This window comes from Polaribacter marinaquae, from assembly GCF_038019025.1.
GTDB lineage: Bacteria > Bacteroidota > Bacteroidia > Flavobacteriales > Flavobacteriaceae > Polaribacter > Polaribacter marinaquae.
In genome coordinates this window covers 566,239-578,087 of record NZ_CP150496.1, presented here as the reverse complement: position 1 = coordinate 578,087, position 11,849 = coordinate 566,239, and the positions used below count along the sequence as shown (strand labels likewise).

Genomic DNA, 11,849 nt, shown 5'->3' with positions numbered 1-11,849 from the left:
CTTTTTTCAATTTAAAATTAGATTACAAATTTACGAATTCATTATAGAAAAATATAGGCTAAAATTGAGAAAATATTTACGGTAAACTCACTTTAATAATCTTATTTTTGCAATTGCTTTAAAAAATGAAGTAATGAAAAATATAGATACAAAAGCACCAATTGCAGATAAAGAATTAGAAATTTTAGAAAAGCATGGCGATGTTAGAGAAGATAATTATTTTTGGATGCGTTTGTCTGACGCTCAAAAACTATCTGAAGTTAGAGATGAGCATACAACCAAAGTTATAAATTATTTAGAGGAAGAAAACACTTATCACGATAAAGTTACAGCGTCTTCAAGAAATTTCGAAGAGAAATTATTTGAAGAAATGAAAGGCAGAATTAAAGAGGATGATTCTTCTGTACCTTACAAGAGTAATGGTTATTTTTATATAACGCGTTTCGAAAAAGGAATGCAATATCCTATTTTTAGTAGAAAAAAAGACAACTTAGATGCAGAAGAGCAGGTTATGTTTAATGTAAATGAGATGGCTAAAGATTTTGATTATTTTCAATTAGGAGGCTTAAATATATCTACAAATAATAAATTAGTGGTTTTTGCTACAGATACTGTAAGTAGAAGACAATATTTTTTAAGAATTAAAAACTTAGAAACCGGTAAAATTTATAAAGATATCATAGAAAATACTACAGGAGCCTCTGTTTGGGCTAACGATAATAAAACTATTTTCTACACTAAAAAAAATCCGCATACATTAAGAAGCGAAAAAATTTATAGACATATTTTAGGAACACCAACTTCTGCAGACGTAGAAGTTTATCACGAAAAAGACGAAACTTTTAATGCGTATGTTACAAAATCTAAATCAGACAAGTATATCATCATAGGTGCTAGTAGCACAGTATCTACAGAAGCACAATTTTTAGATGCAGATAATCCTACTGGTTCGTTTACAATGTTGCAGTCAAGAGAAAGAGATTTAGAATATAGTGTTTCTCACTTCGAAGATCATTTTTATTTATTAACTAATAAAGACGATGCTACTAATTTTAAGTTGATGAAAACGCCTGTAACCAATACAGCAAAAGAAAATTGGGTTGATGTAATTCCACACAGAGAAGATACATTATTAGAAGATTTCTCTATTTTTAAAGAATATTTAGTTCTAGAAGAACGCACAAACGGCTTAAATAAAATTAGAATTAAACGTTGGGATAATGTAGAAGATTATTATTTACCTTTTACAGAAGAAACCTATTCTGTGGGTGTTTATGCAAATCCAGATTTTGATACAGATGTGATACGTTATTCTTATAATTCGATGACAACTCCTGCTTCTATTATCGATTTTAACATGAAAGATAAATCGAAAGAAGTTAAAAAAGAGCAAGAAATCTTAGGAGGGAAATTCAACAAAGAAAATTATAAAAGCGAACGCGTTTGGGTTACTGCCAGAGATGGTAAAAAAGTAGCAGTTTCTTTAGTATATCACAAAGACACTGTTTTAAACGAAAATACGCCATTGTTACAATATGCTTATGGGTCTTATGGTTATACAATTTCAGACGGATTTTCATCAACTAGATTAAGTTTATTAGATAGAGGTTTTGTGTATGCATTGGCGCATATTAGAGGAAGCGAATACTTAGGTAGAAACTGGTATGAAGATGGTAAAATGTTAAACAAAAAAAATACGTTTACAGATTTTATAGATTGTTCTAAGTTTTTAATTGAAAATAATTACACTTCTGCAGCGCATTTATATGCAATGGGTGGTTCTGCTGGCGGATTGTTAATGGGAGCAATTGTAAATATGAATCCTGAATTGTATAACGGTATTATAGCTGCAGTTCCTTTTGTAGATGTTATTTCTACAATGATAGATGAATCGATTCCGTTAACCACCGGAGAATATGATGAGTGGGGAAATCCTAACGACAAAGAATATTACGATTATATAAAATCATATTCACCTTACGATCAAGTAAAACCGCAAGATTATCCAAATATTTTAGTAACTACAGGTTTTCACGATTCTCAAGTTCAATATTGGGAACCTGCAAAATGGGTTGCAAAATTAAGAGATTTAAAAACTGATGATAATATATTGTTGCTAAGAACAAATATGGAAGCAGGACACGGTGGTGCATCTGGTAGATTTAATGCATTAAAAGAAACCGCTAAAGATTATTCGTTTTTATTAGCTTTAGAAGGTAAAATTGATGCGAAATAATTAAATTTTAATTCAATTTTGTAATTCAAAACGAAAATGTACTTTTGCAGACGGTAAAAAGACAATCAAACATCATTATTTATCAGTAATGATGTTTTATTTATGCATGTAGAATGGTAAAGAATAGCGCAATTAATAATAGTATTTTAGAATTAGTAGGAGAAACACCATTAATTAAACTTCGTAATATTACAAAGAATTTTAAAGGTAATTTTTTTGCTAAAGTAGAAGCTTTTAATCCTGGTCACTCATCAAAAGACAGAATTGCTTTACATATTATTAATGATGCAGAAAAAAAAGGTATTCTTAAAAAAGGAGCTACAATTGTAGAAACAACTTCGGGTAATACCGGTTTTAGTTTAGCAATGATAAGTATTGTTAAAGGGTACAAATGTATTTTAGCAGTTAGCGATAAATCTTCTCAAGATAAAATTGATTTGTTAAAAACAATGGGAGCAGAAGTACACGTTTGTCCTGCAAATGTTGCTGCAGATGACCCTAGGTCTTATTACGAAGTTGCCAAAACAATTCATAAAAAAACAAAGAATTCTGTTTACATCAATCAATATTTTAACGAGTTAAATATTGAAGCACATTATAGATCTACCGGACCAGAAATTTGGAAACAAACAGAAGGTAAAATTACACATCTTGTTGCAGCAAGCGGAACAGGAGGAACTATTTCTGGAACAGGTAAGTATCTAAAAGAACAAAATCCTGATATTAAAATTCTTGGTGTAGATGCCATTGGTTCGGTTTTAAAGAAATTTCATGAAACAGGTGAATTCGATGTAAATGAGATCAAACCATACAAAATAGAAGGTTTAGGAAAAACGTTAATTCCAACAGCAACAGATTTTGATGTGATTGATGTTTATGAAAAAGTTTCAGACAAGGATGCTGCATTTGCCGCAAGAGATATTGTAAAACAAGAAGGTTTGTTTTGTGGTTACACAAGTGGCGCTGTAATGCAGGCTACTAAACAATATGATGCTATGAACTTTTTTGACAAAGACAGCTTTGTTGTAGTAATTTTTCCTGATCACGGTTCTAGATATTTAAATAAAATTTACAACGATTCTTGGATGAAAAATCAAGGGTTTTTAGATTAATTTTTTTCTTTTTCTTCTCTTTTTAGCTTAATTGTATAAACTGTTAAAATTTGTTAACTTTGCAAACTTCAAAAAACAGAAGACAAAATGACGACAGATTTATTTGATAGAATTGTAAAAGATAAAGGCCCTTTAGGTAAATGGGCAGATAAAGCAGAAGGATATTATGTTTTTCCAAAGCTAGAAGGACCAATTTCTAATAGAATGTCTTTCAATGGAAAAAAAGTAGTTACTTGGAGTATTAATGATTACTTAGGTTTAGCAAATCATCCAGAAATACTAAAAGTTGACGGTGAAGCTGCATTAGAACACGGTATGGCTTACCCTATGGGCGCTAGAATGATGTCTGGTCACACGCCTTTACATGAACAATTAGAAAGAGAATGTGCAGAGTTTGTTGATAAAGAAAAAGCATATTTATTAAATTTTGGTTACCAAGGTATTATGTCTGCAATAGACGCGTTGGTTACTAAAAACGATATCATTGTTTATGATATGGATACGCACGCTTGTATTATCGATGGTGTACGTTTACATTCTGGTAAACGATTTGTATATCGTCATAACGATATGGAAAGTTTCGAGAAAAACATTAAACGTGCCTCTAAAATGGCAGAGAAAACAGGAGGAGGAATTCTTGTAATTTCTGAAGGTGTTTTCGGAATGAGAGGAGAGCAAGGTCGTTTAAAAGAAATAGTTGCATTTAAAAAAGAATATAATTTTAGACTTTTAGTTGATGATGCGCATGGTTTTGGTACTTTAGGTAAAGACGGTAGAGGTACTGGTTTTGAACAAGGAGTACAAGATGATATCGATGTTTACTTTGCAACCTTTGCAAAATCTATGGCAGGTATTGGTGCATTCTTAGCAGGTGATGCAGATGTAATACAATATTTACAATATAATTTAAGATCTCAAATGTTTGCAAAATCTTTACCAATGGCAATGGTAAAAGGTGCTTTAAAACGTTTAGATATGATTAGAACAATGCCAGAGTTAAAAACTAAATTGTGGGAAAACACAAATGCGTTACAATCTGGTTTAAGAAATGCTGGTTTCGATTTAGGTACAACACAAACGTGTATTACTCCGGTATTCTTAAAAGGAGATATTCCTGAAGCAATGGCTATGGTAAATGATTTAAGAGAAAATCATGGAATCTTTTGTTCTATTGTTGTATATCCTGTAATACCAAAAGGATTAATTATTTTAAGATTAATACCTACTGCAACACATACACAAGAAGATATAGACGAAACAATTACTGCTTTTTCTGCAATTAGAGAAAAATTAGAAAACGGTACTTACAAGAAAATAGCTGCTCAAATAGCTTAATTCTTGTTCATAAATAATATTAAAAACAGCACAAATAAGTGCTGTTTTTTTTGTTTTAAATTTCAACAAAAAATTAAATTTTGATAAATATTCAACTTTAATTAAAATTTTACAGATATAGTTTGTTTAATTGAAAATAAATTTAGAATATTTGCATATATAAAAAAAGAACATGAATTTTATTCAATCACATCATCATCATTTTTACAATTGCAATCAAGCGATATAAAAGTGTATTGAATAAAATCAAGATATTTATAAACCCGTTTGAGCAAATCAAACGGGTTTTTTCATTTTAAAACCGTATTTGTTCAAACATCAAATAAAACAAAATGAGTAATTTAAGAATTGCAGTACAAAAATCAGGAAGGTTAAACGAAGATTCAATGAGAATCTTAAAAGACATCGGTATTTCTATCGATAATGGTAAAGATCAATTAAAAGCAGCAGCCAGAGATTTTCCGGTAGAGGTATTTTATTTAAGAAATGGCGATATTCCTCAATACTTAAAAGATGGTGTTGTAGACGCAGCTATTATTGGTGAAAATGTATTAATAGAAAAAGGAAGCGATATAGAATTTGTAGAACGTTTAGGTTTTTCTAAATGTAAAGTTTCTATTGCTGTGCCAAAAGATTCTAATGCAAACTCTTTAAAAGATTTAGCAGGTAAAAGAATAGCAACATCATATCCAGAAACAGTAAAAAAGTTTTTAAAAGAACAAAATATCGATGCACAATTACACCAAATTAATGGTTCTGTAGAAATTGCACCTAATATTGGTTTAGCAGACGGAATTTGTGATATTGTTTCTAGTGGAAGTACGTTGTTTAAAAACGGTTTAAAAGAAATAGAAGTTCTTTTAAAATCTGAAGCAGTTTTAGCTGTTTCACCAAAAATTTCTGAAGAAAGAAAAGCAATTTTAAACAAAATTCAATTTAGAATTCAGTCTGTTTTAAAAGGTAGAAATTCTAAATATGTGTTGTTAAATGCTCCAAACGATAAATTAGAAGATATTTTAAATTTATTACCAGGCATGAGAAGTCCTACTGTTTTACCTTTAGCAGAAAAAGGTTGGAGTTCTGTGCACACAGTTATCAATAAAAATGAATTTTGGGAAATTATAGATGAACTTAAGGCAAATGGTGCAGAAGGAATTCTAGTTTGTCCAATCGAAAAAATGGTACTTTAAAATCGTTTCAGTATTTAAAAGAGAAATAAAAATGTTTTTTTGGGCGTTTTAACGGGCTTTTCGCACTCGCTTTTTTTCAGCAAAAGAAAAAAGAGCTCAAACAATTGCTGCAATCCCTAACGCTAGAGCACATTTATAAGAGATAGTAAATTATGAAAATCATTAATAATCCATCAAAAAAAGATTGGAATAAAATTTTAGAAAGACCAACAAAAACCGTTGATGATATCGAAGGTGTTGTAAATGAAGTTTTTTTAGATGTTCAAAAAAACGGAGATGCAGCTGTTAATAAATACACAACTAAGTTTGATGGTGTTTCTTTAGATAATACATTGGTTTCTTCAAGTGAAATAGAAGAAGCAATTGCATTAGTTTCTTCAGAATTAAAAGAAGCAATACAATTAGCAAAGACGAATATTACAAATTTTCATAAAGCTCAAAAAACGGATAAAGTTTCTGTAGAAACAGCAAACGGAGTTTCTTGTTGGCAAGAAAAAAGGGCTATTCAAAAAGTTGGTTTATATATTCCCGGAGGTACAGCACCTTTATTTTCTACTGTATTAATGCTTGCAATTCCAGCACAAATTGCGGGTTGTAAAGAAATTGTATTGTGTTCTCCGCCAAATAAAGAAGGTAAAATAAATCCGGCAATTTTATTTGCAGCCAATTTATGTGATGTTACTAAAATTATAAAAGTTGGCGGAATTCAAGCAATTGCGGGTTTAACTTTTGGTACAGCAACTATTCCGCAAGTTTATAAAATTTTCGGACCAGGAAACCAATTTGTTACTGTGGCCAAACAACTTTCTACAAAGTTTGGGGTTGCCATAGATATGCCAGCAGGACCAAGTGAATTATTAGTAGTAGCAGATGATGCAGCTAATGCAAGTTATGTAGCATCAGATTTATTAAGTCAAGCAGAACATGGTGTAGATAGTCAGGTTATTTTAGTTTCTACATCAGAAAAATTAATAGCAGAAGTTTCAAAAGAAGTAGAGCGTCAACTTGATAAATTACCAAGAAAAGAAATTGCGTCTAAAGCCATTGCAAACTCGAAATCTATTTTTGTAGAAAATGAAAAAATTGCTTTAGAATTAATTAATGAATACGGGCCAGAACATTTTATAGTTTGTACAAGTGATAACGATTTTTATGTTGATAATATAGAAAATGCAGGTTCTGTTTTTATAGGAAACTATACACCAGAAAGTGCTGGTGATTATGCATCTGGTACAAACCATACGTTACCAACAAACGGTTTTTCTAAATCGTATTCTGGTGTAAATTTAGATAGTTTTACAAAAAGTATTACTTTTCAGAAAATTTCTAAAGAAGGTATAAAAACTATTGGTAATGCAATAGAGTTAATGGCAGAAGCAGAAGGTTTACAAGCGCATAAAAATGCAGTTTCTATTCGTTTAAAAGATTTGTAAAATAAATAATGTTGCTCTTTTTTAGAGTTATTTTGGTATGAAAACAAGTAAAATTATTAGTGATTTAGTTAGAGATAACATCAAAGGAATAAAACCATACTCTTCGGCAAGAGATGAGTATAAAGATGTTGCTACAACAGAAATGATTTTTTTAGACGCAAATGAAAATCCTTTCGAAAATGGTGTAAATCGATATCCAGATCCTCAGCAAAACTCTGTAAAAGATTTATTAGCCACAATTAAAAATGTTTCAAAAGAAAATATTTTGTTGGGTAACGGAAGTGATGAGGTTTTAGATCTAATTTTTAGAGCATTTTGCGAACCAAATAAAGACAATATTATAACATTACCGCCAACTTATGGTATGTATAATGTGTTGGCAAATATCAATGCAATAGAAAACAGAGAAGTTTTATTAGATGAAAATTTTCAACCAAAAGTTTCACAAATTTTAAAAACTGCAGATAATAATAGTAAAATTTTATTTTTATGTTCGCCAAATAACCCAACAGGTAATAGTTTTACAGTGCCAGCGGTTAAAGAATTATTAATAAAGTTTAAAGGTTTAGTAGTTTTAGATGAAGCTTACATAGATTTTTCTGAAGAAGAAAGTTGGTTGCAAAGCTTGCAAAAATATCCTAATTTAATAGTAACTCAAACACTTTCTAAAGCATACGGTTTAGCAGGAATACGTTTAGGTATTTGTTATGCATCAATAGAAATCATCAATATTTTAAATACCATTAAACCACCATATAACGTAAACGAATTAACACAACAAAGAGCTATAAGTCGTTTGAAAAAAATGGATGAAATTGATAATGAAATTTCTCAATTAAAAAGTGAAAGAGATCGCTTAAAAAAGGAACTAGAATGTTGTGTCGATTTTATTGAAAAGGTGTATCCTTCTGATGGGAATTTTTTATTGATAAAAGTAGATAATGCCACAAAACGATACAATCAATTAATAGAATTAGGTGTAGTTATTAGAAATAGAACAACACAACCACTTTGCGAAAACTGTTTAAGAATAAGTGTTGGTGTTTGCGAAGAAAATCAAAAATTATTAAGAGCTTTAAAATCTCTTGTATAAAGTAATTCTGAGTTTTAGAATTCGATAAAATTTATTAAAATGAGTAAAAAAGTACTATTTATAGACAGAGACGGAACTTTAGTTTTAGAACCGCCAGTAGATTACCAATTAGATAGTTTAGAAAAGTTAGAATATTATCCTAAGGTTTTTAGATACATGGCAAGAATTGCCGAAGAATTAGATTTTGAGTTGGTTATGGTAACCAATCAAGATGGTTTGGGTACAGATTCTTTTCCAGAAGATACCTTTTGGCCTGCACAAAACAAGGTGATTTCTGCTTTCGAAAAAGAAGGTGTTGTTTTTTCTGAAGTTTGCATAGACAAAACCTTTCCGCATGAAAATGCAGAAACAAGAAAACCAAGAACTGGTTTGTTAACTAAATATTTTTCTGAGGATTATGACTTAGAAAATTCTTTTGTTTTAGGTGATAGAATCACAGATATGGAATTAGCAAAAAATCTTGGTGCTAAAGGAATCTTTTTATCAGAAAACCCAGAATTAGGCGCAGATGAAATTGAAACTTCAAAACAAGAAATTCTTGATTGTATAGCTCTAACTTCTACAGATTGGAAAGAGATTTATGAGTTTTTAAAATTAGAAGATAGAGTATCAGAAATTACTAGAAATACAAACGAAACTAAAATCTATATCAAGTTAAATTTAGACGGTTCTGGTAAAAATGATATTGATACAGGTGTTAAGTTTTTCGATCATATGTTAGATCAAATTGGTCGTCATGGTGCAATGGATTTAACAGTTAAAGTTGACGGAGATTTAGAAGTAGACGAGCATCATACTATAGAAGATACAATGATTGCTTTAGGTGAATTATTTCATAAGGCGCTTGGTAATAAATTAGGCATAGAACGCTACGGTTTCTGTTTACCAATGGATGATTGTTTAGCGCAAGCTGCTGTAGATTTTGGAGGAAGACCTTGGTTGGTTTGGGAAGCAGATTTTAAACGAGAAATGATTGGAGACATGCCAACAGAAATGTTTTTACATTTATTTAAATCGTTTACAGATGGTGCAAAATGTAACTTAAATATAAAAGCAGAAGGCGATAACGAGCATCATAAAATAGAAGGAATTTTTAAAGCTTTTGCAAAAGCAATGAAAATGGCCGTAAAAAGAGATGCAAACAAAATGTTTTTACCATCTACAAAAGGAGTGTTATAAAATTGCATTTAGCTGTTAGTTGTTTGCTAATAGCTAAAAGTTAAAAGAATAAAAATGAAAGTAGTAATTATAGATTACGGAGCGGGAAATATTAAAAGTATTCAGTTTGCTTTTAAACGATTAAGTTTAGATGCTGTTTTATCTAATAATATTGATGAAATAAAAGCTGCTGATAAAGTTATTTTTCCTGGAGTAGGAGAAGCAAGTTCTGCAATGAAAATGCTAAAAGAAAGTGGTTTAGATAAAGTAATTCCTACTTTAAAACAACCTGTTTTGGGTATTTGTTTAGGTATGCAATTAATGTGTAATTCATCCGAAGAAGGTAACACAAAAGGTTTGGGTATTTTTGATGTTGATGTTAAAAAGTTTTCTAAAGCTGTAAAAGTCCCGCAAATGGGATGGAATGTAATTTATAATCTAAATTCAGAATTATTTACAGGAATTAAAGAAAAAGAATTTATGTATTTGGTACATAGTTTTTATGCAGAAAATTGTAAAGAAGCAATAGCAACAACAGATTACGAATTAGAATACGCATCAGCTTTACAAAAAGATAATTTTTACGGTGTACAGTTTCATCCAGAGAAGTCCTCAAAAGCAGGTGAACAAATTTTAAAAAACTTTCTAAATTTATAAAATTATGCCTTTTGCTATTTGCATTTAGCAGTTCGCTAAAAGCCAAAAGCTAAAAGCTAAAATAATGAGAATAATACCAGCCATAGATATTATAGACGGAAAATGTGTTCGTTTAACAAAAGGAGATTACGATACAAAGAAAATTTATAACGAAAATCCGTTAGAAGTTGCTAAAGAATTTGAAGATGCAGGTATCGAATATTTACATGTTGTAGATTTAGATGGCGCAAAAGCAAGTCAAATTATTAATTATAAAGTATTAGAGCAAATTGCTTCTAAAACAAATTTGAAAATTGATTTTGGTGGTGGTTTAAAATCTGATAAAGATTTAGAAATTGCTTTTAATTCTGGCGCAAATCAAATAACAGGTGGAAGTATTGCTGTAAAAAATAAAGAAATTTTTGAAAGTTGGATTGCTAAATACGGATCAGAAAAAATTATTTTAGGTGCCGATTTTTATCCTGATAATTCCGGAGGTAAAATAGCAACCAATGGTTGGCAAGAAGAAAGTTCTTTAGAATTAATACCGTTTATTGCTGATTATCAAAAAAAAGGAATTCAGTATGTAATTTGTACAGATATTTCTAAAGACGGTATGTTGCAAGGACCAAGTTTTGAAATGTATCAGGAAATATTAACCGAAGTACAACCTTTAAAATTAATCGCCTCTGGCGGAATTTCTTCTTTTGATGAAATTCCAAAATTAGCAGAAAATGGTTGTGAAGGAGTAATTATAGGGAAGGCGATTTATGAGAATAAAATCAGCTTAAAACAATTAGAAAACTTTATAATAAAAAAATAGTGATTTGCTTTTAGCAGTTTGCTATTTGCAAAAAGCCAAAAGCCAAGAACCAAAAGTTATAAATAATGTTAACAAAAAGAATAGTGCCTTGTTTAGATATTAAAAACGGAAGAACTGTAAAAGGTGTAAATTTCGTTAATTTAATAGATGCAGGAGATCCGGTGGTTTTAGCAAAACAATATGCAGAATTAGGTGCAGACGAATTGGTTTTTTTAGATATTGCAGCAACGTTAGAAAATAGAGGAACCACTTTAGATATGGTTTTAAAAGTAGCCGAACAAGTAAACATTCCGTTTACAGTTGGTGGCGGAATTTCTTCTGTAGAGCATGTAGATAAATTATTACAATGTGGCGCAGATAAAGTTTCTATAAATTCTTCTGCAGTAAAAAGACCCGATTTAATTAACGAATTGGCAGATAAATTTGGTAGCCAATGTGTTGTTGTTGCTATTGATGCGAAACAAATTAATGGCGAATGGTTTGTGCACTTGGCAGGCGGAACAATACCAACAGATATCAAACTATTTGATTGGGCAAAAGAAGTAGAAAAACGTGGTGCTGGAGAAATATTATTTACTTCTATGGACCATGATGGTACAAAAGCAGGTTTTGCAAATGAAGCATTGGCTTATTTATCAAAAACACTAAACATACCAATTATTGCTTCTGGTGGCGCTGGTTCTATCGAGCATTTTGCAGATACTTTTACTAAAGGAAAATCTGATGCAGCACTTGCAGCAAGTGTTTTTCATTTTGGTGAAATACCAATTTTAGAATTAAAAGAAGCTTTAAAAAAACAAAATATACCAGTAAGAATTTAAGTTCTAAATTTT

Annotated in this window: 10 protein-coding genes; all 10 read left to right on the top strand. The window is 30.4% G+C overall.

Translation table 11 applies throughout. The annotated features are described in order from the left end of the window. Positions 1-133 precede the first annotated feature (133 nt). A complete protein-coding gene (locus tag WG950_RS02715; protein ID WP_340934040.1) occupies positions 134-2,236 on the top strand; it encodes a S9 family peptidase in 2,103 nt (700 codons plus the stop codon). Between the two features lie 113 nt (positions 2,237-2,349). Continuing rightward, positions 2,350-3,348 (top strand): PLP-dependent cysteine synthase family protein, encoded by a 999-nt coding sequence (locus tag WG950_RS02710; protein ID WP_340934039.1) that lies wholly within the window; start codon positions 2,350-2,352, stop codon positions 3,346-3,348. 87 nt (positions 3,349-3,435) lie between these two features. Continuing rightward, positions 3,436-4,683: an aminotransferase class I/II-fold pyridoxal phosphate-dependent enzyme gene (locus WG950_RS02705; RefSeq protein ID WP_077809178.1), complete on the top strand. Its 1,248-nt coding sequence runs from the start codon at positions 3,436-3,438 to the stop codon at positions 4,681-4,683. Positions 4,684-5,015: 332 nt separating this feature from the next. Beyond that, positions 5,016-5,873, top strand: a complete 858-nt coding sequence (gene hisG, locus WG950_RS02700; protein WP_079738747.1) for an ATP phosphoribosyltransferase — start codon at positions 5,016-5,018, stop codon at positions 5,871-5,873. A 152-nt stretch (positions 5,874-6,025) separates the two neighbouring features. Next, positions 6,026-7,306 (top strand): histidinol dehydrogenase, encoded by a 1,281-nt coding sequence (gene hisD / locus WG950_RS02695; protein WP_340934038.1) that lies wholly within the window; start codon positions 6,026-6,028, stop codon positions 7,304-7,306. Positions 7,307-7,343: 37 nt separating this feature from the next. After that, positions 7,344-8,399, top strand: coding sequence for a histidinol-phosphate transaminase (gene hisC / locus WG950_RS02690; protein WP_340934037.1), 1,056 nt, complete (start codon positions 7,344-7,346; stop codon positions 8,397-8,399). Positions 8,400-8,438: 39 nt separating this feature from the next. Continuing rightward, positions 8,439-9,578 (top strand): bifunctional histidinol-phosphatase/imidazoleglycerol-phosphate dehydratase HisB, encoded by a 1,140-nt coding sequence (hisB, locus tag WG950_RS02685; RefSeq protein ID WP_077809182.1) that lies wholly within the window; start codon positions 8,439-8,441, stop codon positions 9,576-9,578. 54 nt (positions 9,579-9,632) lie between these two features. Continuing rightward, positions 9,633-10,214, top strand: a complete 582-nt coding sequence (hisH, locus tag WG950_RS02680) for an imidazole glycerol phosphate synthase subunit HisH (RefSeq protein WP_079738751.1) — start codon at positions 9,633-9,635, stop codon at positions 10,212-10,214. A 64-nt stretch (positions 10,215-10,278) separates the two neighbouring features. Further along, on the top strand, positions 10,279-11,016 hold the full coding sequence (gene hisA / locus WG950_RS02675; RefSeq protein ID WP_340934035.1) for a 1-(5-phosphoribosyl)-5-[(5-phosphoribosylamino)methylideneamino]imidazole-4-carboxamide isomerase: 738 nt from the start codon (positions 10,279-10,281) through the stop codon (positions 11,014-11,016). 65 nt (positions 11,017-11,081) lie between these two features. After that, positions 11,082-11,837: an imidazole glycerol phosphate synthase subunit HisF gene (gene hisF / locus WG950_RS02670; RefSeq protein ID WP_340934034.1), complete on the top strand. Its 756-nt coding sequence runs from the start codon at positions 11,082-11,084 to the stop codon at positions 11,835-11,837. Positions 11,838-11,849 lie beyond the last annotated feature (12 nt).

What these genes read in the sequence shown, in the direction of transcription:
- WG950_RS02715 (WP_340934040.1), top strand. Translation starts at nt 134, where the DNA reads ATGAAAAATATAGATACAAAAGCACCAATTGCAGATAAAGAATTAGAA.
- WG950_RS02710 (WP_340934039.1), top strand. Translation starts at nt 2,350, where the DNA reads ATGGTAAAGAATAGCGCAATTAATAATAGTATTTTAGAATTAGTAGGA.
- WG950_RS02705 (WP_077809178.1), top strand. Translation starts at nt 3,436, where the DNA reads ATGACGACAGATTTATTTGATAGAATTGTAAAAGATAAAGGCCCTTTA.
- hisG (WP_079738747.1), top strand. Translation starts at nt 5,016, where the DNA reads ATGAGTAATTTAAGAATTGCAGTACAAAAATCAGGAAGGTTAAACGAA.
- hisD (WP_340934038.1), top strand. Translation starts at nt 6,026, where the DNA reads ATGAAAATCATTAATAATCCATCAAAAAAAGATTGGAATAAAATTTTA.
- hisC (WP_340934037.1), top strand. Translation starts at nt 7,344, where the DNA reads ATGAAAACAAGTAAAATTATTAGTGATTTAGTTAGAGATAACATCAAA.
- hisB (WP_077809182.1), top strand. Translation starts at nt 8,439, where the DNA reads ATGAGTAAAAAAGTACTATTTATAGACAGAGACGGAACTTTAGTTTTA.
- hisH (WP_079738751.1), top strand. Translation starts at nt 9,633, where the DNA reads ATGAAAGTAGTAATTATAGATTACGGAGCGGGAAATATTAAAAGTATT.
- hisA (WP_340934035.1), top strand. Translation starts at nt 10,279, where the DNA reads ATGAGAATAATACCAGCCATAGATATTATAGACGGAAAATGTGTTCGT.
- hisF (WP_340934034.1), top strand. Translation starts at nt 11,082, where the DNA reads ATGTTAACAAAAAGAATAGTGCCTTGTTTAGATATTAAAAACGGAAGA.